At 32.7% G+C, this 23,215-nt stretch carries 20 protein-coding genes and 1 pseudogene; 5 read left to right on the forward strand and 16 right to left on the reverse strand.

The genetic code is table 11. The annotated features are described in order from the left end of the window. Nucleotides 1–6 precede the first annotated feature (6 nt). The 4 genes from VSF34_RS09780 to VSF34_RS09795 form a co-directional block, all read right to left on the reverse strand. A complete protein-coding gene (locus VSF34_RS09780) occupies nt 7–672 on the reverse strand; it encodes an L-fuculose-phosphate aldolase (RefSeq protein WP_326717109.1) in 666 nt (221 codons plus the stop codon). A gap of 12 nt (nt 673–684) precedes the next feature. Beyond that, a complete protein-coding gene (locus VSF34_RS09785; RefSeq protein ID WP_326717110.1) occupies nt 685–1,737 on the reverse strand; it encodes a s-methyl-5-thioribose-1-phosphate isomerase in 1,053 nt (350 codons plus the stop codon). Between the two features lie 10 nt (nt 1,738–1,747). Then, on the reverse strand, nt 1,748–2,953 hold the full coding sequence (gene mtnK / locus VSF34_RS09790; protein ID WP_326717111.1) for an S-methyl-5-thioribose kinase: 1,206 nt from the start codon (nt 2,951–2,953) through the stop codon (nt 1,748–1,750). 384 nt (nt 2,954–3,337) lie between these two features. Next, nucleotides 3,338–3,655, reverse strand: coding sequence for an LPXTG cell wall anchor domain-containing protein (locus VSF34_RS09795; RefSeq protein WP_326717112.1), 318 nt, complete (start codon nt 3,653–3,655; stop codon nt 3,338–3,340). A 325-nt stretch (nt 3,656–3,980) separates the two neighbouring features. On the opposite strand from VSF34_RS09795, the gene VSF34_RS09800 reads away from it, so the two are divergent. Continuing rightward, nucleotides 3,981–5,039 carry an IS30 family transposase gene (locus VSF34_RS09800; protein WP_326717113.1) on the forward strand — a complete coding sequence of 353 codons (1,059 nt, stop codon included), beginning with the start codon at nt 3,981–3,983 and terminating at the stop codon, nt 5,037–5,039. 77 nt (nt 5,040–5,116) lie between these two features. Here the strand turns inward: VSF34_RS09800 and VSF34_RS09805 are convergent, their stop codons facing one another. From VSF34_RS09805 to VSF34_RS09820, 4 genes are all read right to left on the reverse strand, one after another. Continuing rightward, on the reverse strand, nt 5,117–6,904 hold the full coding sequence (locus VSF34_RS09805; RefSeq protein ID WP_370659257.1) for an IS1182 family transposase: 1,788 nt from the start codon (nt 6,902–6,904) through the stop codon (nt 5,117–5,119). A 128-nt stretch (nt 6,905–7,032) separates the two neighbouring features. Continuing rightward, a complete protein-coding gene (menA, locus tag VSF34_RS09810) occupies nt 7,033–7,977 on the reverse strand; it encodes a 1,4-dihydroxy-2-naphthoate polyprenyltransferase (RefSeq protein WP_326717114.1) in 945 nt (314 codons plus the stop codon). 5 nt (nt 7,978–7,982) lie between these two features. Beyond that, on the reverse strand, nt 7,983–9,080 hold the full coding sequence (locus tag VSF34_RS09815; RefSeq protein ID WP_326717115.1) for an FAD:protein FMN transferase: 1,098 nt from the start codon (nt 9,078–9,080) through the stop codon (nt 7,983–7,985). 116 nt (nt 9,081–9,196) lie between these two features. Further along, complete coding sequence (locus VSF34_RS09820) at nt 9,197–9,775, reverse strand: FMN-binding protein (protein ID WP_326717116.1); 579 nt, start codon at nt 9,773–9,775, stop codon at nt 9,197–9,199. A gap of 304 nt (nt 9,776–10,079) precedes the next feature. Here VSF34_RS09820 and VSF34_RS09825 point away from each other — a divergent pair, with 304 nt between their 5' ends. The 4 genes from VSF34_RS09825 to VSF34_RS09840 all read left to right on the forward strand — a co-directional run bounded on the left by VSF34_RS09825 (nt 10,080) and on the right by VSF34_RS09840 (nt 15,426). Continuing rightward, nucleotides 10,080–11,996 (forward strand): NAD(P)/FAD-dependent oxidoreductase, encoded by a 1,917-nt coding sequence (locus VSF34_RS09825; RefSeq protein WP_326717117.1) that lies wholly within the window; start codon nt 10,080–10,082, stop codon nt 11,994–11,996. Nucleotides 11,997–12,127: 131 nt separating this feature from the next. Then, the gene (locus VSF34_RS09830; RefSeq protein ID WP_326717118.1) at nt 12,128–12,667 is read left to right on the forward strand and encodes a Gx transporter family protein; all 540 of its coding nucleotides are present in this window, start codon (nt 12,128–12,130) and stop codon (nt 12,665–12,667) included. Between the two features lie 12 nt (nt 12,668–12,679). Beyond that, a complete protein-coding gene (locus tag VSF34_RS09835; protein WP_326717119.1) occupies nt 12,680–13,666 on the forward strand; it encodes a polyprenyl synthetase family protein in 987 nt (328 codons plus the stop codon). A 137-nt stretch (nt 13,667–13,803) separates the two neighbouring features. Then, the gene (locus VSF34_RS09840) at nt 13,804–15,426 is read left to right on the forward strand and encodes an ABC-F family ATP-binding cassette domain-containing protein (RefSeq protein ID WP_326717120.1); all 1,623 of its coding nucleotides are present in this window, start codon (nt 13,804–13,806) and stop codon (nt 15,424–15,426) included. Between the two features lie 39 nt (nt 15,427–15,465). Here the strand turns inward: VSF34_RS09840 and VSF34_RS09845 are convergent. The 8 genes and pseudogenes from VSF34_RS09845 to rpsR form a co-directional block, all read right to left on the reverse strand. Next, nucleotides 15,466–16,095: pseudogene (locus VSF34_RS09845) on the reverse strand (DUF421 domain-containing protein). A gap of 28 nt (nt 16,096–16,123) precedes the next feature. After that, nucleotides 16,124–16,549: a DUF3290 family protein gene (locus VSF34_RS09850; protein WP_326717121.1), complete on the reverse strand. Its 426-nt coding sequence runs from the start codon at nt 16,547–16,549 to the stop codon at nt 16,124–16,126. Between the two features lie 47 nt (nt 16,550–16,596). Then, entirely contained in the window at nt 16,597–17,478 is an 882-nt protein-coding gene (locus tag VSF34_RS09855; protein WP_326717122.1) for a DegV family protein, read from the reverse strand. Nucleotides 17,479–17,625: 147 nt separating this feature from the next. Further along, complete coding sequence (locus VSF34_RS09860) at nt 17,626–19,101, reverse strand: amino acid permease (RefSeq protein ID WP_326717123.1); 1,476 nt, start codon at nt 19,099–19,101, stop codon at nt 17,626–17,628. Nucleotides 19,102–19,485: 384 nt separating this feature from the next. After that, entirely contained in the window at nt 19,486–20,778 is a 1,293-nt protein-coding gene (locus VSF34_RS09865; protein ID WP_326717124.1) for an adenylosuccinate synthase, read from the reverse strand. 121 nt (nt 20,779–20,899) lie between these two features. Then, entirely contained in the window at nt 20,900–22,273 is a 1,374-nt protein-coding gene (gene dnaB, locus VSF34_RS09870; RefSeq protein WP_326717125.1) for a replicative DNA helicase, read from the reverse strand. Nucleotides 22,274–22,292: 19 nt separating this feature from the next. Continuing rightward, the gene (gene rplI / locus VSF34_RS09875; protein WP_326717126.1) at nt 22,293–22,745 is read right to left on the reverse strand and encodes a 50S ribosomal protein L9; all 453 of its coding nucleotides are present in this window, start codon (nt 22,743–22,745) and stop codon (nt 22,293–22,295) included. A gap of 211 nt (nt 22,746–22,956) precedes the next feature. Beyond that, entirely contained in the window at nt 22,957–23,196 is a 240-nt protein-coding gene (rpsR, locus tag VSF34_RS09880) for a 30S ribosomal protein S18 (protein WP_326717127.1), read from the reverse strand. Nucleotides 23,197–23,215 lie beyond the last annotated feature (19 nt).

The following is a 23,215-nucleotide window of genomic DNA, read 5'->3' on the forward strand; positions in this document are numbered from 1 at the left end:
ATCGTTTTATTTTCCATACGTTCTCAATTGCCCATAAGTTCCAAATTTTTCAACAACTTCAGTTAATTGCTCCTCATTCAATAAAACAGGTTGGCCAATAGATCTCGCTCGGTAATAAAGTCTAGCGACAAATTCAATATCTTTAGCTACCGAAAAAGCTGCTGGTAAATCCTCTCCTACAGCAATTACCCCGTGATTCCCTAACAATAATCCCTTATCCTCACCAATATACTCAAATGCCGTCTGAGCTAATTCTTTCGTTCCAAACGTTTCATAAGGACAACACCTAACCTTCTCACCGATAGAACCAATAATATAGTGAAGGGGTAAAATTTCTTCTTGAAGGCAAGCAAATACCGTTGCAAATTCTGAGTGAGTGTGAACAACACTATTAATATCTGTTGTTTTTTCATAAAAAATACGATGCATATCATATTCACTAGATGGCTGTCGCTCACCTTCCAATACTTCTCCATCTAAAGTCATCAAAACAATATCTTCAACTTTTGTCTCTTCATAAGGGATCCCACTAGGTGTAATCAACATAACACCAGCTTCTCGAATAAAGATACTTAGATTTCCTCCAGTTCCTGTGGTCAATTGTTCTGACAACATTTTTTTACCATAATTTACCAACATGGTTCTCTCTTTTAAATATTTCATTTTACTCATTTCCTTATCATTTTAATAGAATCTTGTTATTTCTTTTTCAAAATAGCTCTCTAAGTCAAAAGGTGAATAAATACCTTTATCTGTGACTACTCCACTAATTCTTGTAGGAGGTGTAATATCAAATGAAGGATAAATCCCTTCAACATTTGGTAATGTATTAGGAATACCACGACACTCTAAAACAAGTTGTGGATCACGTTGTTCAATTTTGATAGCTTCTCTATTTTTTTTATCCTCATCTGGAATGCCAGTTACAAAGTATGGCACACCATACGTTTGGGCTAAAATAGCAATTTGATTCGTTCCAATTTTATTAGCAATATGTCCATCTCTTGTAATAGAATCTGCTGCTGAGGTGAATAAGTCAATATGTTGTGTTTCAAATAAATAGGCTACCATATTGTCTGTAATCACTGTTGTTTTAAAACCCAAGTCAGCTGCACAACTAGCAGTCAATCTAGCCCCTTGTAAGTAAGGTCTCGTTTCTGCACAAAAGACCTCTAAGTCATAACCAGACTCTCTTGCTGCCCTGAAGAGTGTTCCAATAATTGTTTCTCCAAAGCATTGAGTCAATAATTTACCATTTTTAGGTAGTTGTCTTAATAAAGTACGTCCCACTTTATCCATAGTAGTGTAACGACGGTTTAAAGAATCTATCGTGTCATTAAAAATAGCTAATACCACATTTTGGTCCTGACTCAAAGCAATTTTTGCTACCTCAACACAATTGCTAGTGATTTTAGTCATTCTGTTAGCAGTAGTTGGTCTAGCATAGCCAATTGTATGAGCTGCTTTATTCAAATACTCTAATTGCTGTGCTGCAGATTTATCTCTTACTTCAAAAGCTGCTAAAGCCATCCCCATACCAGCTGCTGTGTAAGGTCCAGCACTTTGAGTCACCATATCTGTAATCGCCTGAGCAACTTCAATATGACTTGTACACTCTACGTAGCTAACTTCTGTCGGGTATATACGCCTATCTAATATTCTCACTTTGCCATCTTCATACCAAGCTACATTTTCATATTGTAATAAAAATGGCATCCCATAATCTGCTCTCTCCATCTCATTCCTCCTAAGAATATATATCTTTATAGATTTTAATTAATTGATTACCCTTAGTTATCTGTTGGCGATTCATAATTAATTCAGTAGCTAGTTGAATAATCTTTTGTTCTATTTTTACTTTTTGGGGACCCTGCTTTATATCCACTAGCTCTTTCACTTTTGAATCTCCTACTACACGTCTAATGATTTCTGTCCCTGTATAACCAAGAGCATCTACCATAACCTGGTCAACATAATAATTTATGAACTCTTCAGTCTTATATAAAGACACCCTTGTTTGATCAAATATTAATTGTTTGAGGCCTGATGATACATGGTCAAAAATAAAACTAATAGTCTCTAAAACCCACATATCAAATTTATCGTCTTCTTCGTTGCTTCCATTACCTACTAATGATAAAAATAAATGTGCTAAAACATTGCCGATATCATATCCCATAGGCCCGTAAAAGGCAAATTCAGGATCAATCACTTTCATCCCTTCTTGGGTCACAAAAATCGAACCAGAATGAAGGTCACCATGAATTAATGCTTGTGCATGATTCATAAATTGCTCTCTTAATTTAGCAACTTCCGCAATTAACTCATGATTATCATATAAATGACTTTGAACAAATTCTTCATTACCACAGGTTATAACATTACGTTTTTTATAGTCATTATAAGGCTCTGTAAAGACAAGATCTTCACTAATATCACACATATCAGAATTAATAAACTGTTTTACATATGCTTTTTTTTGACGCTTATCCATCACAACATCATTTGTATTTCCTAATGTCTGGACTAAAAACTGACTAATTTGTTGAGCTAATTTTGGAAATACCTTTTTGGCTAATAAGGCATAACGTAAGTTTTCATAGATTGATATATCTTCCATCACCATAACAGCCATCTTCTCATCATACAAAAGAACTTCTGGAACATACTCAGGAACTAACTTATATTGAATATTTAATACTTCTGCTTCGATTTTATTACGGTCTATATCCAAAGGGCGTCCAGAAGACCTAAGTAGCTTATCTGCTTGTTTCACCACTAAACTCTCTTGTTGATTTGTCTTAATAACACGAAAGACATAATTAATATTCCCATCACCTATTTCCCTTACATCTACATCGGCACCTGAATTAAAAAGAGGAAAATGCTCTCCTATATATTCTCTAATTTGTTCTTTAGTCATTAACGTGTGTTCATTTGCCTTTTGAACCATAAAAAAACCTCCTTGTTTAACTTATTATACCAATAAGATTTAAAAAAACCTCTCAAAAAGAATAGTTCATAGAGGTTTTTATTATTTGTAAATTGATATATTAATTTCTAGGTCTTACTATAGTGACTATTTTAGCTTGAAGTATGCAACCTTTACCTTTTTCTTCTTACTAGCAAAACTTTCGTACATATTGAATTAAGATGACTGACTATAACGCTTTATTAATCTTTAATTAGAAATATTCATAGATAACTAAGCTTTAGTTTTCTACGAATACTATTTTTTGAACTCACTTTACAAAAAAACTCCCTAAAGAATTGGATTCTCAGGGAGTTTTTTGTATTCAATAATGTCGTTAGTAAAAACTTATTTAATAGAAATTTGTTATCTTGGTTTTCTGAAAAATAATGCTGCCCCACCTAAAACTGAAGCTAATCCACCAGCAATTAAGCCATTTCTTACTTCTTCACCTGTTTGTGGTAATTGCTTAGATGAATCTTTTGATCCCGTTGTAGATCCTTTGGCAGCTGATCCTTTAGATCCTGCTGTTGTTGATCCAGTTGCTGGTTTATTTACAGAAGTAGTTGTTCCTGGTTTATTATTGTTAGCACCTGGTTTACCTGGTTCTACTTTAGAGAATAATAACTTAGCCATAACTTTTTCAACTTCTGAAGCTGTATGTACTTCATCAATTGCTGCCACAATTTTAGCATATAAAGCTTGATTAATTGAACCTTCTGCTAATAGACAACCAGCAACATTATTTTTAGAAGAAATTCAAAATCTAAAGATCAAAACATGTTGGTAAGTAAGGGTTTCAATAAAATAACACTGATATTTAGATATTTTTACCAGAGTGGCTAACTTAATGTTGCAATTTAGAGATTAAATTCTTTATTAATATTCAAGTTATTTTATTTGCTTAGTTGTAAAATCAAGTTAGCCACTCTAAAATAATAAAAAAACACCATGGTAAAAATTCGTGTATCATTGAAGTAACTACTCAACAACGAAAGGAATTTTTATCATGGTGAAAATTAAGAATAACACAAAGACATCTAGTTATAAACATCTTTCCTTAAAGGAAAGGCAGCTTATTGAAGTTTGGCATAATATGGGAGACTCTAATAGAGAAATTGGTAGACGATTAGGCCGACACCATCAAACAATAAGTAATGAGCTTAAACGAGGAACGACCACGCAAATCAAAGAAAATAAGAAACCTAAACAACTCTATTTTGCTGATACGGGGCAAGCTAAATACATAGAAAACAGGAAACGCTGTGGTTCGAAATCTAAGCTAGTTAGTGCTGTTGATTTTATTAATTATGCTTGTAAACAAATGATAGACTTTAATTGGTCACCAGATGCAATTGTTGGCTTTATCAAGTCTTTAGGGACTTGGGATAAACCTATTGTTTCTACTAAGACACTTTATAACTATATTGATAAAGGTTTTTTACCAGTCAGAAATCATCATCTCAAGATGAAAGTTAGACTATCACCTAAAAAGAAAAGAAGTCGTCAGCATAAAAAAGCTCTTGGAAAATCAATTGATGAACGACCTAGCAAAATTGATTCTAGACAAGAGTTTGGTCATTGGGAAATAGACAGTGTCATTGGTTCAAAATCTAAAGATGATAATGCTCTACTTACACTTGTTGAAAGAAAAACTCGCTACATGATTACTGTTGTTCTAGATGATCATACTGAAGAGTCTGTTAGTTACGCTATTAAACAGTTAAAATATGAGTTTGGAAGAGCCCGATTTAGTAGCATATTTCAATCGATTACTGCTGATAATGGCAGTGAATTTAGCTCACTTGATGATACTCTGCAACAAATGACTGATATCTACTTTGCTCACCCTTATTCATCTTGGGAACGAGGAACAAACGAAAGACATAATGGTTTATTACGGCAATTTGTTCCGAAAGGAACTCCTATCTGTCACTATTCGAAGCAGTTCATACAACTGGCTACTGAAAAGGTTAATCTTTTGCCGCGTAAAATTTTAAACTATAGACAACCAGCAACATTGTTTTTAGAAGAAATTCAAAATCTTAAGATCAAAACATGTTGGTAAGTAAGGGTTTCAATAAAATAACACTGATATTTAGATATTTTTACCAGAGTGGCTAACTTAATGTTGCAATTTAGAAGTTATTTTATTTCTAAACGTTTATTTATTGAAAATAAATAACAAGTGTTTGTTCGATATATATAATCATGTTTATTTTCACAAAAGACATTAAAATGTTCTTTTGTGAAAATAACTAAAATAAAAAGAGGCTGACCCAAAAGTCTCTTTACAGAAAACAAGCATTCCAAAATGAAACCTCTCATTTCAGAATGCTTGTTTTTTCGTGATCTCTTACTAATATCCTTCCTATTTTTTCTCAGTTTTCTTAAATTTAGTGCCATTAACGCAAATCCCAGCTCCTGTGAAATCTTATCTTTTCCTCTTACAGAGAATCGATTGAATGCCAAATTAGCCTTCAGATTTCCAAAGGCTGGTTCAACATCTATTTTTCTTTGACGATATATTTCTCCTGTGACATCCTCTTTCAAAAGCTCTCTTACGTGAGCTTTAAAATATTCCCAATTCCCATTTCTTTGAATCACTCGATTTTTACTACTCTTCGCACGAGTACATAATGCTCTAACTGGGCAATTTAAACAAGACTCACATTCATATATTTTAAGTTGTCTTTTGAATCCAGATTTATCCGTTCGAGTAGAGTAATTTCTAAATTTGACTTCTCGATTATTCGGGCAAATATAAGTATCTGCCAATTCATTATAAATCCAGTTATCTGGAATGAATGGATTTTGTTTATATTTTTTAGTGTGTTCTTTCTGATACATTGTATAAGTAATTAATGGAGTTCTTTCAAAATCATCTAAAATTGCTTGATAGTTTTCTTCACTACCATAACCTGCGTCTGCCACAATGTATTTAGGTAAGTCAAAATAAGATTTCTTGATAGTATCTAAGAAGGGAATCATTGTTTTAAAATCCGTTGGATTTGAAAATGTTTCATATGCTAAAACGTATTGATGATTGGTTGCAATTTGAACGTTATATCCAGGTTTTAACTGACCATTCATCATGTGGTCATCTTTCATTCTCATAAAAGTGGCATCATGATCTGTTTTAGAGTAGCTATTTCTACCGTTATAAATATCATGTTGTTCTTTATATTTTTGCTTTCTATAGATAAAGTCAGAAAAAGCTTTCAATGCTTTTTTAGGCTCTTTACGCTCAGAACGAAGTTCTTTTCTCTCTTGAACATCTGAAGTATTTTCAATTTTAGTGCTTAAATCACTTACTTTTATTTCCAACTCATCAATGATTTGTTTTAAATTTCCTGTGTTTAACTCATCATCTTCTGAACAAATAGATGGAATAATTTGCTCTTCTACAAGTTGTTGATAATAGGACTTTGACTTTTCTCTCAAAGATTCTTCATAACGTTGTGTACTCTTTTTCCAAACGAAGGTATATTTATTTGCGTTGGCTTCTAACTTTGTTCCATCAATAAAAATAGCTTCTTCATCAATTAATTGTTGAGAAACAAGCTGATTTCTAAATTGAATAAAACATTCTTGAAGTATCGGTTGAACCAGTGGGTTCACTCTGAATCGATTAATTGTTCTGAAGTTAGGTGTCTGTGATTGCGTTAACCACATGGCACGAATGCTGTCTTTAGACATAGCTTCTATCTTTCTGCCTGAAAAAATAGATTGAGTGTAGCCACACAGAATAAGCTTCAACATCATTTTTGGATGATAAGACGAAGTTCCCATTCGATGCTCAAAAACTGAGAACACATCCACAGGGATGCTTTCTACTAACTCATCAATCGCAAAAGCGATATCATTTTCTTCTAAATAAATATCTAAATTCAGTGATAAAGTAACCTGTTTCGTGTTATAATTCTTATACATAAATAGCACTCCTTTTTAGTTGGTTTCGTCACTTTAATTATATAGGATAGTGCTATTTTTTACGTTAAAAAAGGAAGAAAATCGAAAAAAGATTTTCTTCCTTTTAGTTTATTCTAGAGACTTTTGGGTCAGCCTCTTAATATAACACTAATAAGTAATCCTAAAATCTGAGCTGTATTAAATAATATTAAATTTTTTATAGCAATGCTAAATGTTGTTCTCTTTTCTTGTTGCTCATTAAATTTTATGATGTTCTGTTTAATTTTTGGATAAGTCAGTAATACGATTAACATTGGCCAAGAATAGATTCTCATAACAACAGCTAATATGATAACTATATAGCAACTATACATTAAGAAATTAAATAAATGAAGACCATTTTTTCTGCCTATGTAATAAGGTAGCGTATATCGGTGATTCTTTATATCTTCTTCTAAATCACATAAATTATTAGCTAACATAATATTAGCAATGGTAAAAACCATGGGAATAGAAGCCCATAAAATAAATAGCAATTGAAGAATATCACCGTATAATAAAAATTGCCCATTTAAAAAATCTATTCCTAATACACCCATCTGAGAAATGTTTAAATAAATCGTAATAAAGAAAATACCAAATCCCATAGTGATACCACTAAACACTTCACCAAGAGGCATACGAGATAAAGGAATTGGACCAAATGTGTAGAAAATACCTATCAGAAAACATAAGCCACCCATAAATAAAAGTAAAATACTTGTTTTATAAGTTAAATATAAACCAACCATACTCGAAAAAGCGATCATCGTATAGATCAAGTATGTTACTTTTTTAACGTTTAAATTAGCTTTACCTAAGATATTCGTGTTTTTTAAATACTCATCGTCTTTTGCTTTCTTAAAATCCATTAGATTGTTAATTGCTGTAGTTGCCATATCAAAAGTTAACATAGCTATAAAAAACAATATCATATTTTCAATACTAACCTGATTGAAGTAAAACCAAGAAAACAACAAACCTATCATAAAGGGAAAAAAACTAGCTAGTTTAGTTTTGATTTCAACTAGTTCTAAAAAATTCTTCATCGACATCTCTCTCATTTCAAATCTTTAATCTTCTTTATTTTGTAGGGTGAATCGTCATTTAAAATAAAATTATCTTGCAAGCCACTACTTACATAGATATCATCTTCTTTTGTTACAAAAATAGCATCCACTTCGTCAAGACGCTCCACATATTCCATACCACCTTTGACTCCTTTTGAAAATACAGCTGTAGATAACCCGTCACCTGCAATAGATGTATCAGAAACAATCGTCACACCAGCAATATCATTTTCAAATGGATAGCCTGTAGTTGAACCAAATAAATGATGATATAATACGCCATCAACTTCTAAATTACGTTCATAGATTCCTGATGTCACTAATGATTTGTTCTTTTCAGTTACAGTTCCGACAATCGTATTACGGGCTTCATTAGGGTCTTGTACCCCAACTTTCCAAAGACCTGATTCATTTCTTGGATTATCACCTAATACATATACATTACCGCCTAAATCAACAATGCCACTCTTAACATCATTTTCTTTTAACACATCCACTGCCTCATCAGTGATATACCCCTTAGCAATCGCACCAAGATCGAGTCTCATTCCTTTTTCTTCTAAGAAAACCGTATGCTCCTCATCATTAAGTTTAACTTTTTTATAATCAACTAAAGCTAATTCTTCATCAATTTCTTTTTGATCAGGTTTTCTTGCATCATCAAAGCCAATATGCCATAGTTCCGTAATTGGCCCAATGGTTAAATCAAAACCACCATCTGAATCTTTGCTATAATAGACAGCTTCCTTGATTAAATCATAAACATCATCTGATACTTTAACTGGTTTGATTCCTGCTTCATCATTGATTTGATCAACTTCTGAACCTTTTTCACTAACAGTAATTTTTTTATCTAACTCTTTAATGCGATCAAATACTTTATCTAACACGTCCTCTTTACCTTCATCAAAAATTTGAACTTGAACATAAGTCCCCATTAAAAATTGACGATCCGAATAAGGCTCCGTTAAAAAAGTACCGTTTTTCGTAGTTTCTGTAGTTCTTTTATCATCTTTACTACCACAACCACCTAATATAATAGTTAATACTAATAACGGCCAAATTAAATATGTCATTTTCTTCTTCATAGAACACCTCTTCATTGATTTTTTATTCACTCTTATCATGAGGGAAATGTCTTAGTAATTCAAGTACAAAAAAACGACAAACTTAGTTAAGTTTGTCGTCAACGTATGCCTACTAATTATTTGTCAACTTGGTTGTCAACTTCGATTTTAGTTGTATCGCCTTTTTTAGCTGCTTCAACTAGTTGAGTTGCATATTCTTTAAAGCTATCTGTTGAGTGAGTAGCACCTGTTACAGTATCAATATCTTTAGGATCTTGTTTGTCAACTAACTCTTTGTTTAATGCTGGGATGAATTTGTCTGGTGAAGTTTTAGCAACTTCTTCCATTTTTTTGTTGTATTCATCATCATTGATTTTAGATTCGCCATCTTTATTTACGTTATCGTAGTTAGATTCAGAAATTTTTCCATCTGTTACAACGATTGTAAATACTGTACGGTATCCATTGCTTTCATTTTTTTCTTCTAAAGTATACTCGCCATCTTTTAAGTCGCCATCTTTAGCAGCATCATCTGCTTTGTCAGCTTTTTCTGTATCATCTGCTTTTGATTCTGAAGATTCAGCTTTTACAACTTCTGAAGATGATGCTTCTGTACCTTTGTCATCTTTTTTATCTTTGTCTCCGCCACATGCTGCTAATAACAATGTTGACATTGCTAAAATAGTCACACCTGAAGCTAATTTTTTTAATTTCATCTCGAAAAACCTACCTTATTTTTTTTTGTTCTTTTGAACAATTTTACACCTTTCATTCTATATGAAACGTTTCAAAAAATCAATTATTTTAAGAGTTTTTGAGAATTTTTTCACAATATTTTAATTTAGTACCTTTAGTCTGCCTAAATTTAATAATAAACATAAAAATTTGTTAGACTTTTCCTACTATAAGTTTTATAATGATTTTGATTGTGTATATTTTTTCACGTAATCATTATTTCATTTTGTTTTTTTTTGCACAATTAAACAAATCACTAGAATAGATAAAAGAGGAGAGTGTGTTATGGCTAAAACAGAGATAGTTGTCGTAGGTGCTGGTTATTCTGGTATTGCAGCAACAAAAATGTTATCCAAAAAGCTAAAGAAAAATGAAGATGTTCATATCACATTAATTGATCGTCATTCGTACCAAACAATGATGACTGAACTACACGAGGTTGCTGGTGGACGTGTTGAGCCTCAAGCAATTCAATATGATCTACAACGTTTATTCTGTAAACGTAAAAATGTTAGCATTGTGACAGATAATGTCGTAAATGTTGATAAAGAAAAGAAAATTGTTGAAACCGAATTAGGTTCATATCCTTTTGACCACCTAGTTTTAGGTATGGGTGGGGAGCCAAATGATTTTGGAACTCCTGGTGTTAAAGAGTACGGATTTACTTTATGGTCAATGGATGATGCAATTAAAATTCGTAAACATATTGAGCGTACAGTCGCTCTTGCTGCTATTGAACCAGATGCTGACAAACGTAAATCAATGTTAAATTTTGTTGTTTGTGGTTCTGGATTTACTGGTATTGAAATGGTTGGGGAGTTAATCGACTGGAAAGATCGTTTAGCAAAAGATAACAAAATCCAACCTGAAGATATTAGCTTAATGGTCGTTGAAGCTGCTCCGACTATTTTAAATATGTTAGATCGTAGTGATGCTGCTAAGGGTGAAAACTACTTAAATAAAAAAGGCGTTAAAATCTTAAAAGATATGCCGATTGTTGAAGTTTGTGAAGAACATATTGTCTTAAAATCAGGAGAGAAAATTCCAACTCATACTCTAATCTGGACTGCTGGTGTTAAAGCTAATCATGATGCAGAAGAGTTTGATATGGAATCAGGTCGTGCTAACCGTTTAATTGCAAATGAATATATGCAAGCTAAAGGTTTTGAAGATAAAAATATCTATGTTGTTGGGGATTTAGTTTATTATGAAGAGCCTGACAAAGAAGATCGTCCAACTCCTCAAATCGTTCAAGCTGCTGAGCAGACAGGCTTATGTGCTGCAACTAATATCTTAGCAACAATTAATGGTACCGAAAAAGAAGCTTACAAAGGTAAGTATGATGGTTTCATGGTATCTATTGGTTCTAAATATGCTGTAGCTTGTGTCTTTGGTAAATATCATATGAGCGGATTCTTCGCTATGTTGATGAAACATATTATTAACCTACGCTACTTCTTTGACGTACGTTCTGGTTATTACATGTTCCAATACATTATGCATGAATTCTTCCGTATTAAAGATCAACGTAATATCTTTAGAGGTCACACATCTCGTAATAGTAACGTTTTATGGTCTGTTCCTCTTCGTATTTTCTATGGTACTGTTTGGTTAGTAGAAGCCATGAAGAAGGTTATCGGTAATGGTAAATTATCACAGCCAAGTACATGGTTTGGTGAAGGATCTTGGTTCTCTGATACAGTTGTCTTCCCATTTGAGTGGTTACAACAGTCAACTGATGCGACAAGCGGGGCTTCTGAGGCTGCTGAAGCTGCAACTGATGCAGTAGCAGCTCATCCAACATTTGGTTTAAGTTATGCTTACGGGGAAGATCCAATGCCAGTGTTTAAGTCGATGCCAGACTGGTTTGGCTCAATCATGAAATTCTTCATGCCAAACACTGAAGTTGCTCTATTTATGCAAAAATTCATGACAATTGTTGAAATAGCAATAGGTATTGCTATTATCATTGGTCTATTTACTTGGTTAGCTAATGCTGCAACAATTGTTTTAGTTATCATGTTTTGTTTATCTGGGATGTTCTTCTGGGTTAACATTTGGTTCCTATTTGTTGCCTTTGCCTTAATGAATGGCTCAGGTCGTGCCTTTGGTCTTGATAAACATGTTGTGCCTTGGTTACAACATAAACTTGGCCGCTGGTGGTACGGAGACATTAAAGCTCGGTACGGTGAAAAAGCTTAATAAACATAATATCGTAGAGGCTGACTTAAAGTCAGCCTCTCTTTTTAACTAAAAACTGTTTTTAACTCACCCTATTTTTAATTGCGTTCTATTTAAATTGATAGTATTCTCAATATGTGAGGAGAATGTTCATGTCAAAAAACAAAACAATTATATATATTGCTCTACTTGTGGCTCAAGGTGTTATTTTAGGTTTGCTAGAAAATATGATTCCCTTTCCCTTTGCCATCGCTCCAGGAGCTAAACTTGGATTAGCTAATCTAATTACCATTATTGCCATTTTCACTTTACCTACAAGAGATAGTTTCATTCTAGTTGTGTTACGACTTTTTCTAACTACTCTACTTGGTGGAACTGTCTCTACCTTAATGTATAGCGCTGCTGGAGCTTTTTTAAGTTATTTGGGTATGATATTATTGAAACAACTTGGACCAAAACGGATTAGCACTATTGGAATTAGTGCATTTGGTGGCTTTTTACATAATGTCGGACAGTTGTTTGTAGCAAGTTGGATTGCCCAATCTTGGACTGTCATGCTCTATCTTCCTGTTCTTTCATGGATAGGAATATTAGCAGGGATTGCTATAGGAATTGCCGCTAATTATCTCATGTTACATGTTAAAACGATTGAAGAATTTAAATTGTCTTATGATCAACAATCTGCTAGATAAAGGAGGGATATAATGGATATCCATTCAATGTGGGACGAGTACCCATCTCTAAAAAAAGATTTAAATAAAACACTTAAATTAATGTCAGAGCAAATTACCATTCCTAACCCAGAAGTCCAAGAAACAATTTTAGATTTATTTCATGCTGGCGGAAAATTACTTAGACCAGCCTATCTATTACTTTTTTCTGAATTTGGCAAAAAAACGGATAAGAAAAAATCTATTGCTCTAGCTGCTGCTATGGAGACTCTTCATACTGCCACACTAATTCATGATGATATTATTGATGAAGCTGATACTAGACGTGGTGTGCCAACACTACAGACAAAATTCGATACTGATGTAGCTGTCTATGCTGGTGACTATCTATTTATTGTCTGCTTTAAAATTTTAATCCAGTTTCAAAATTCACTAAAAAGTATTGAGTTAAACACTACTAGTATGGAAAAAGTTTTACTAGGTGAATTGGGGCAAATGGATGAGCGGTATAACATGGCTATCATTATTGATGATTATCTAGAAAATATATCTGGCAAAACAGCTGAGTTATTTGCTCTTAGTTGTTTTTTAGGAGCTTATGAAAATGGGGCGAACTATTTACTAGCAAAAAAATGTCGAAACATCGGAAAAGAGATTGGCATGGCTTTTCAAATTGTAGATGATATTTTAGATTACACCCAAGATGAAATAACCATAGGAAAACCAGTTTTAGAAGATGTGAAACAAGGTGTGTATAGCCTGCCACTTATCTGTGCTATGTCTAGTCATAAAGACGTTTTTGAGCCTTTATTAGCTAAAAAAAATAATATCTCAACTGAGGATGCGGTATATATCTATCAGTTAGTTCATGACTATGGTGGTGTAAAAAAAGCTTATGATTTGGCTGAAGAATACACAAATAAAGCACTCAGTGGCATTGCTTCTTTACCTGAGAATACTCAACAAACAAAACATACAATCTATAACATTACAGAAAATGTTTTAAAACGAACAAATTAGACTAATTAAGAAAAGAAAAGGCTGACTTTTTAAGTCGCCTTTTTCTTTTCTTGCAAGCATCATCTAAACCCGATATAATCGGGGAGATATGATTAATGGAAAAAATTATATAAAACATAAAAAGTGAGGTACTATACATGATTATTGTTTCAGATGTCAGTTTACAATTTCCTGACCGTAAATTATTTGATGATGTTAATATCAAATTCACACCAGGTAACTGTTACGGGTTAATTGGTGCAAATGGTGCAGGAAAATCTACATTTTTAAAAATTTTATCTGGTGAGATTGAACCATCAACTGGATATGTTGCACTTGGACCAGACGAGCGTCTAGCAACACTTAGCCAGAATCACTTTGGCTATGAAGATTACACTGTTTTAGAAACAGTTATTATGGGACATGAACGCCTTTATGCTGTCATGAAAGAAAAAGATGCTATCTATATGAAAGAAGATTTTTCTGATGAGGATGGTATTAAAGCTGCTGAACTTGAAGGTGAATTTGCTGAATTAAATGGATGGGAAGCAGAACCTGAGGCGGCTAGCCTTTTGCAAGGTTTAAATATTCCTGAATCACTATTAGATGTCAAAATGTCAGAATTGACTGCTGGTCAAAAAGTGAAAGTTTTACTTGCTCAAGCACTATTTGGACAACCTGACGTTCTACTTTTAGATGAGCCTACAAATGGGTTAGACCGCGAATCAATTGCTTGGTTAGAAGAATTTTTAATCAACTTTGATAATACAGTCATTACAGTATCCCATGACCGTCATTTCTTAAATAAAGTATGTACACATATGGCCGATTTAGATTTTGGGAAAATCAAAATTTATGTAGGTAACTATGACTTCTGGTTAGAATCAAGCCAATTAGCTGCTAGACTACAATCGGATCAAAATGCTAAAAAAGAAGAAAAAGTAAAAGAACTACAAGCCTTCATCGCAAGATTTAGTGCCAATGCTTCAAAATCAAAACAAGCAACGTCTCGTAAAAAAATGCTTGAAAAAATTGAAATAGATGATATTCAACCATCATCTAGGCGCTATCCTTTCGTAGGCTTTAAAGCTGAAAGAGAAATTGGTAATGACTTGTTACAAGTTGAAAATATTTCAAAAACAATCGATGGTAAAAAAGTCCTTGATAACATCTCTTTTACTTTAAGAAAAGATGATAAGGTGGCCTTTATTGCTAAAGATGATACTATCACCACTATCTTATTTAAAATCATCATGGGCGAGATGGAACCTGATTCAGGAACAGTTCGCTGGGGTGTTACAACGACTCAAGCTTATTTACCAAAAGATACAAGTAGTGAATTTGACAATGACATGACTATTTTAGATTGGTTACGTCAGTACGCTTCTAAAGAAGAAGATGATAACACCTTCTTACGTAGTTTCCTAGGTCGTATGTTATTTTCTGGAGAAGATGTTTTAAAACAAGTTAATGTCTTATCTGGAGGCGAAAAAGTTCGTTGTATGTTATCTAAATTAATGCTTTCAAAAGCTAACGTTCTTGTTTTAGATGACCCAACGAATCACTTGGACTTAGAGTCAATTACTGCCCTAAATGATGGTTTAATTGCCTTTAACGGCTCTATTCTTTTCTCCAGTCATGACCATCAGTTTATTGAAACTATTGCCAATCGCATTATTGCTGTTTCTGATCAAGGTGTTATTGACCGTGCAGAAACAACGTATGATGAATTCTTAGAAAATGATACAGTGAAAAAACAATTAAAAGACATGTTTAAATAAGAAAAACCGAGTGATTAAAAATCACTCGGTTTTTTATTTCTATCCATACAGACTCAGCACTAGCCGTTTATCTAGCCATTCCCCTAGATAAATATTTTTAACATCTACTTCTTGTTTATTTAATTCTTGTAATAACCATTCCTTATCTCTGTCAATCATCTCTAAAACATCATCATTTATATACCCATTTGTAATCACAGGAAATTTTATATTATCTTCCCCGTACAAAATAATCGTGAATTGTCCATTTTGCTCTTGGATAGCTCTTTTAACTTGAGTAGTATCATAAACACCAGATGTTCTAAGTTTAAACATCAAATCATTAGCTGATATTCCTTTTTTAGTACATTCATCTACTAGTACAACCCCATTTTTAATGAGCATTGTCGGCTTTCCATTAATTAATCGTTTGACTATAGCTACGTTTTCCTTTAAATATCTAAAAAATGTTACTAAAAATGTCCATATAACTAAAACTAAAAAATACTGTAGGATAGATATCTAATCACTATAAATCATACCACCAATGATACCACCTAATACAAAATTTTGAAGTTGATCTAAGGGGGATGTTGGAGCTAGATTAGCTTTACCTAATAAGTTCATTTGAACAATAAGAGTAATTAAACCAATTGCTAATTTAATACCTATTTCCAAATACTCTTTCATATCATTACTCCCTTACCATATTAATGTGTTAATCATTGACTAAAAATGTTTCTTCTAATCCAAATGAACTATTATCATTATTGAAATTGACCTGATAATAATCATCACCTATTTTTAACAACATCTTATCTTTTAAATACCTTGAATTGACACTCAATTCACTAGAAGAAACTTGCTGATTCTTCTCTACACTATTCAAAAAAACAATCATCTGAGATAAGTTGCCTTTATCAACCTTACCTTTTTGATAACCATTAAATTGTGTTCCTACTAAAAATACCAACACTAATGAAAATAGCATAATTAAATCACGATATTTTGACCGTTCTTTCTTTTTAGTTCGTCTTAGGAAAACAAGTAGTAGTAATAATAATGTGACAATAACTAATAAATACTTATATACCTGGTTATTATTTGACTCATAGACAAAATAATCATATGTATAAAAATTCATATTAACTCATCCTCACTACCTATTTTATAAAAAAACAAACTAACTATTTAGTTAGCTTGTCGTTTTCTCCCAAATGAAAATACAGCAAGAGCACCATCCCCAGTATGACTGGCTATTGTAGGCCCCATTGGTCTGACATCTACCCCTTTAACAGGTAATACATTTAATAATTCATCACGTAACTTTTGACCTGCAACTTCATCCCCTGCATGAGCAACAATTAATTTTTGCTCTTCTGGATTTTCAATTGTTTCTTGAGTCAAAGCAACTAATCGACTTATCGACTTATTACGACCACGAACTTTCCCTACATTTATCAACTGACCAGCTAAATTCATACAAATAATTGGTTTTATTCGAATCATACCGCCAATAACTGCTGAACGCTTAGAGATACGTCCCCCACGCTCTAAATAATCTAAATCATCAACAGTCACCCATGAATTAAGACGTGGACTCATCTCATCTAACCAGCCTAATACTTCATCTAAGCTCTTTTTCTCTCTTCTGAAACTTATGACATGCTCCACTAGTAAACCTTCTCCTAGACAGGCCGCTTTTGAATCTACAATGGTAATAAGTTGTTTTCCATGCTCATCTTCTATCATTTTTAAAGCTGATAAAGCATTATTATAAGAACCACTTAAACCTGAAGTAAAAGCAACATATAAAAGTGGTTTTTCGCTATTAATATAATCTTTAAAAACATCTAAATAAGTTCCAATATTAATTTGAGATGTTGTTGGTGTCGCACCTTCTTTAATTTGTTCCATAAACCAGTTTAATTTAAATGTTTTTTGAAAATCATCTAAATACTCCTTATCATTCATCTGAACAATCATACTTACTTTTCTAATACCCTCATCTTCTAGCTCGTCATATCTTAAATCACAACAAGAATCAACTAATAAATCAAATTTTGTTTCCATCATACCTACCCCTATCTCCGTACTCTTATTTACCATTATATAACAAAATACAAAAAAAAGAGAATATCATCTCTCCTAATTATTTCTCACATGATTTTAAACAAAAAAGACAGTTGTGATAAAATCACTAACTGTCTTTTAGTTTAATTATTTAGTTTTCGTTTTAGTTTTTGTGGTATTTGATTTACTTTTAGTTGATGATGTTGTCGCTGGCGTATTTTGAATACGATGTTTTTTACTATAAAAATGATAAAATGCAAAAGGAATAATTAACGTTACGATAAAGCTTCCTGTTAGAGTCACAATATACGCTGTCGCTTCAGATCCTTTTAGTACAGCTGAAGGAATAAATGAAGAAATCATAGCTAACACTGAGATAATAAAACCAAAGCTTGCTACAATAACTTTCACTGTTTTTCCACCAGGTACTTGATAAGTACGTTTCATTGATTGATTCTCTTTCTTAAGGATTAATGCAAAATATCCTAAGTAGAACAATACATAAGCACTTAAGTAGATAATAACACTTAATGATACAGCAGTTAAGAAGGAAACTTGGCTTCCGCCACCACTACCGCTACCACCACTAAAGGTTAAAACAGCAGCCCAAACAGATACAACAATACCTTGAACAATTAATAATGGAACAGGCACGCCTGCTTTATTAACACCTTTAAACTTAGCAGGTAGTAATCCTTTTTTAGCAACGAATAATAATCCAGAAGTTGGACTAACAATCCATGAACTAACTTGAGCAAGTACACCAAATGTTACTAAAACAGATAATGTTTTGACTGCCCAACCAGCACCTGGTAACAGTGCTTTAAATGCTTCGATAACACCAGTGTTTAAACCAATTTTATCAGCAGGAATAACCATAGATACAGCACCCCCACCAATAACACTTAAAACAATCCCAACGATAACTAAGTAAATCATCATTAATGGATAGTTTTTAGACGGGTTATCTAACTCATCAATTTTCGGAGCAGATGCTTCAACCCCCATGTAAGCAATCATAAAGGTTACAAGTGCTGAAAAGTTTTTTCCAGTCGGGAAGAACGGTTTATCAGAATATGATGGTGCGATTGGTTGACCGCTTACCACATATTTAATAGTTAAAATTAATAAAATAATAACTGGTATAATAATCCCAAAAATAAAACCAATTTTAGAGATTTGTGATGTTAATTTTGTTCCCTTCATTTGGATGAAAGTAAATACCCAAAATATTACTAATACTAATGCAAACTTAATCATTTTATTATTATTAAGTTCTGGCATATTTAAAATTTCAGATAAAGCTCCAATGATAAAATAAATCATTGTAACAAAACCAACTGTTACTTGGAACCACTGGAAGAAAATGGCAGCAAATCCGTAATTCTCTCCAAGAGTATTACCAACCCATCCAAAGATTCCTCCTTCTTTAATTTCATCTGTTGAAGCCATTTCAGCTGCAACTAATGCTGTTGGTAAAAACCAAAATATCCCACACAATAGTAGGAAAAAAATAAGCGTTTTTCCTGATTCTGCGAAGGTTGGATAACCATAAACTGTAATAAACAGTGCCGCTGTCATCGAGAAAAAACTAAATAGAGATAATTTCTTAGTCCCTTGCATAATGTTTACATCCTTTCATTGATAAATATTTATTCTTTTGTCAAAAGAACATAGTTGTACGTAAGTGGTTAAGTAATAAATAAATAACTGATGCAATATCTAAACTATACCCACTCACTATAATAAAGATATCCCTTAAATAAATTGCTACATCTTAATTTATTACACCATTGTTATTTGAATTAGATTTATTTAAAACGGTACTTTATCATAACCTATGAATCACTATACTAACTATAGTGGAACTAGTCAATTAAAAAGGATAGTTTCAAAATAATCTGCCTTAATAAACAAAAAACAATACAATTATTCATAATCAGGCGTAAAAAATTACGAATGAAGAGAATAACTTCGAAAAGTTATTCTCTTCATTTTACTGTTTAATTAAACTTGTTCCCAAATATCTTCTAAGACGTTTGTTTGTTCTCTATCTGGTCCTACGGAAAATGTTGTGATTGGAACACCAACTAATTCAGAAACACGTAATACGTAGTTTCTAGCATTTTCTGGTAATTCTTCCAAAGTTTTACAAGCTGTAACATCTTCTTGCCAACCTGGTAGCTCTTCATAGATTGGTTTACAACGTGATAATTCTTTTAGACTTGCTGGATAATGAGTAATGGTTTCTCCGTCTAAATCATAAGCTGTACAGATTTTAACTGTAGGCAAACCTGTTAACACATCAATTGAGTTTAGTGATAAATTAGTAATACCTGAAACACGTTTAGAATGACGCATCACAACAGCATCAAACCAACCAACACGTCTAGGACGCCCTGTAGTTGTACCGTACTCACGACCAACTTCTCTAATAGTATCTCCTGTTGCATCAAATAACTCTGTTGGGAATGGTCCATCACCAACACGTGACGTATAAGCTTTACATACACCGACTACTTTATTAACTTTAGTTGGCCCAACTCCTGTTCCAATTGCTACACCACCAGCTACTGGATTTGAAGAAGTAACAAATGGATATGTACCTTGATCAATATCAAGCATAACCCCTTGTGCTCCTTCAAATAAAACATGGTGACCATTATCTAGCGCATCATTTAAAATAACTGAAGTATCAGTCACATATTGTTTTAATAATTGACCATACTCATAGTATTCTTCAAAAATATCATCAAAATCAATACCATCTACTTCATATATTTTTGTAAAAACTTTATTCTTTTCATCTAAATTTATTTTCAATCTTTCAGCGAAGACTTCTTTATCTAATAAATCAGCTAAGCGAATACCCACTCGAGCTGCTTTATCCATATAAGCTGGTCCAATCCCTTTAATAGTTGTTCCAATTTTTTGATCGCCTTTTGCTTCTTCTTGTAAGCGATCTAATAAGATATGATATGGTAAGATAACATGGGCACGATCAGAAATTCTTAAATTATCTGTTGGAATACTATGATCTTTTAAATAATCTAATTCTTTTACTAGAGATTTTGGATTAACAACAACCCCGTTACCAATAATACTAATTTTATCTTGATAAAAAATACCTGATGGAATCAAATGAAGCTTATATGTCGTTCCATCAAATTGTATGGTATGTCCTGCATTGTCCCCACCTTGGTATCTTGCGATTACTTCAGCACGTTCACTTAAAAAATCAGTGATTTTTCCTTTACCTTCGTCTCCCCACTGAGTTCCTACTACTACAACTGATGACATATGAACACTCCGTTCCCTTATTTTTTCATTACCTAACTATACTATCAGATTTTTACTCTGATTTCAATAAAAACTGAACTTTATTTTATATAATAAAAATTATAGAAGTAAAATACGAACATTAGAACTCTTCACGAGGTGAAATAGAGGTAAATTTATTATATTCTTTAACAAACATTAATTCTACTGTCCCTCTTGCTCCACTTCTGTTCTTTTCAATAATAACTTCAATAATATTATTTGATTCAGCCTCTTCACGTCTTTCACCGTCATCATCCTCACCATCACGTTGATAATAATCATCACGATATAAAAAGGCTACAATATCAGCATCCTGTTCAATTGATCCAGATTCTCTAATATCACTTAAAACTGGACGCTTATCTTGTCTTTGCTCCACCCCACGTGATAGCTGTGATAAAGCAATAACTGGTACTTTTAATTCCTTAGCTAATTTTTTTAATTGTCTAGAAATTTCAGATACTTCTTGCTGACGGTTTTCTCGTCCTGTTCCTTCAATTAGCTGTAAATAATCAATTAGGATTAAGCCTAAATCGCCTTGTTCTTGAGCAAGTTTCCGACATTTAGCCCGAATTTCAGATATTTTAATCCCTGGAGTATCATCAATAAAAATATTAGCTCTAGATAAACTACCCATCGCAACAATCAAACTATTCCATTCATCATCAGTTAATTGTCCTGTTTTTAAGTGACTAGCTTCAATTGATCCTTCTGAACATAACATACGATTGACTAAAGATTCAGCACTCATCTCTAAACTAAAAATAGCTACTGACTCACTCGACATTGTCCCTACATTTTGAGCAATATTTAAAGCAAAAGCCGTTTTCCCAACAGCTGGTCTTGCTGCTAAAATAATTAGCTCCTCAGATTGAAGACCAGCAGTCATTTTATCTAAAGCATGGTACCCAGTTGCAAGACCTGTGATTGCATCACCTTGTTGAGATAGTTTTTCAATTTGAGTAATTGATTCTCCCAAAACATCAGAAATAGCTAAGAAACCACTACGATTTCTTTTTTCTGCCACTTCTAAAATGCTTTTTTCTGCATCATTTAAAATAGTATCGACATCTTCTTCTTGTTCAAATCCTTTGGTTACAATATCTGTAGCTGTTTGAATTAATTTTCTAAGTAGTGATTTTTGTTCTACTATTTTAGAATAATGCCCCACATTAGCAGCTGTAGGGACACTTGAGGTTAATTCAGATAAATAGCTGATACCACCAATATCTTCTATCAAGTTTTTCTGTTCTAATTCATCTTTCATTGTAATAACATCAATCGCTTCATTACGACTACTCAAATCTATCATCGTTTGGAATAATAATTGATGGGCTCTTCTATAAAAATCTGCCGAATCAATATATTCCATAGCTTCAATTAAAGCACTAGCATCAAGAAATACAGATCCCAGTACTGCTTGCTCTGCTTCAATACTTTGTGGTGGTATTCTATCTTGTTGAATAAACTCCATTACTATCCCTCTATTCTATTTATTCAACAATAACATGAACTCTTAATTTAGCTGTAACATCTTTATGTAGTTTAACTGTTACATTTGTATAACCTAATGTTTTAATAGGTTGTGGTAAATCCATTTTTCTCTTATCTACTTTGATACCATGCTGTTTATTTAAAGCATCAGTAATTTGTTTTGAGGGGATAGAACCAAATAAACGACTATCCTCACCTGCCTTAGATTTAATAATGACTTCAAATTTTTCATCTTCAAATTTTTCTTTTAGTTGTTTAGCTTCTTCTAAAATCTCAGCATCCTCTTTAGCTTTAGCTTTCTCTTTTCCTTTTAACTCACTTAAAGCTTGAGGAGTTGCCTCTACTGCTAACCCTTTTTTTAATAAAAAGTTTTGAGCATATCCTACTGCTACATCTTTCACTTCACCTTTGTTACCTTTACCTTTAACATCTTGTAAGAATATAACTTTCATATATAAACACTCCTATCATTTTCCAATTACCTTATCATTTTAACACAAATCTCTTTAATCTTAAACTTATGTAAATGTTTCACGTGAAACAAAAATATACTTAACTTATTTTTTAGACTAAGCTCATATAAGATGTATAAAAATTAATTTAACTAATAATCTATTTCTCACTGAAATAAAAAAAGACATTCAAATGAATGTCTTTTGATTTCTATTCTTCACCAACGAATGGTAATAATCCCATAATTCTTGCACGTTTAATTGCAATCGTTAATTTACGTTGATATTTAGCGCTTGTTCCTGTAACACGACGAGGTAAAATTTTACCACGTTCAGAAATGAAACGTTTTAATAATTCAACATCTTTATAATCGATATGGTCGATGTGGTTAGCTGTAAAGTAACATACTTTACGACGGCGACGTCCGCCTCTTCTTTGTTGAGCTGCCATTATATAATTGCCCTCCTAT

Origin of the sequence: Vagococcus jeotgali (genome assembly GCF_035918315.1) — a bacterium.
GTDB classification, from domain to species: domain Bacteria; phylum Bacillota; class Bacilli; order Lactobacillales; family Vagococcaceae; genus Vagococcus; species Vagococcus jeotgali.

Bases quoted from the DNA above. Each gene is read 5' to 3' on its own strand.
- VSF34_RS09780 (WP_326717109.1), bottom strand. From the start codon at position 672: ATGAGTAAAATGAAATATTTAAAAGAGAGAACCATGTTGGTAAATTAT.
- VSF34_RS09785 (WP_326717110.1), bottom strand. From the start codon at position 1,737: ATGGAGAGAGCAGATTATGGGATGCCATTTTTATTACAATATGAAAAT.
- mtnK (WP_326717111.1), bottom strand. From the start codon at position 2,953: ATGGTTCAAAAGGCAAATGAACACACGTTAATGACTAAAGAACAAATT.
- VSF34_RS09800 (WP_326717113.1), top strand. From the start codon at position 3,981: ATGGTGAAAATTAAGAATAACACAAAGACATCTAGTTATAAACATCTT.
- VSF34_RS09805 (WP_370659257.1), bottom strand. From the start codon at position 6,904: ATGTATAAGAATTATAACACGAAACAGGTTACTTTATCACTGAATTTA.
- menA (WP_326717114.1), bottom strand. From the start codon at position 7,977: ATGTCGATGAAGAATTTTTTAGAACTAGTTGAAATCAAAACTAAACTA.
- VSF34_RS09815 (WP_326717115.1), bottom strand. From the start codon at position 9,080: ATGAAGAAGAAAATGACATATTTAATTTGGCCGTTATTAGTATTAACT.
- VSF34_RS09820 (WP_326717116.1), bottom strand. From the start codon at position 9,775: ATGAAATTAAAAAAATTAGCTTCAGGTGTGACTATTTTAGCAATGTCA.
- VSF34_RS09825 (WP_326717117.1), top strand. From the start codon at position 10,080: ATGGCTAAAACAGAGATAGTTGTCGTAGGTGCTGGTTATTCTGGTATT.
- VSF34_RS09830 (WP_326717118.1), top strand. From the start codon at position 12,128: ATGTCAAAAAACAAAACAATTATATATATTGCTCTACTTGTGGCTCAA.
- VSF34_RS09835 (WP_326717119.1), top strand. From the start codon at position 12,680: ATGGATATCCATTCAATGTGGGACGAGTACCCATCTCTAAAAAAAGAT.
- VSF34_RS09840 (WP_326717120.1), top strand. From the start codon at position 13,804: ATGATTATTGTTTCAGATGTCAGTTTACAATTTCCTGACCGTAAATTA.
- VSF34_RS09850 (WP_326717121.1), bottom strand. From the start codon at position 16,549: ATGAATTTTTATACATATGATTATTTTGTCTATGAGTCAAATAATAAC.
- VSF34_RS09855 (WP_326717122.1), bottom strand. From the start codon at position 17,478: ATGGAAACAAAATTTGATTTATTAGTTGATTCTTGTTGTGATTTAAGA.
- VSF34_RS09860 (WP_326717123.1), bottom strand. From the start codon at position 19,101: ATGCAAGGGACTAAGAAATTATCTCTATTTAGTTTTTTCTCGATGACA.
- VSF34_RS09865 (WP_326717124.1), bottom strand. From the start codon at position 20,778: ATGTCATCAGTTGTAGTAGTAGGAACTCAGTGGGGAGACGAAGGTAAA.
- dnaB (WP_326717125.1), bottom strand. From the start codon at position 22,273: ATGGAGTTTATTCAACAAGATAGAATACCACCACAAAGTATTGAAGCA.
- rplI (WP_326717126.1), bottom strand. From the start codon at position 22,745: ATGAAAGTTATATTCTTACAAGATGTTAAAGGTAAAGGTAACAAAGGT.
- rpsR (WP_326717127.1), bottom strand. From the start codon at position 23,196: ATGGCAGCTCAACAAAGAAGAGGCGGACGTCGCCGTCGTAAAGTATGT.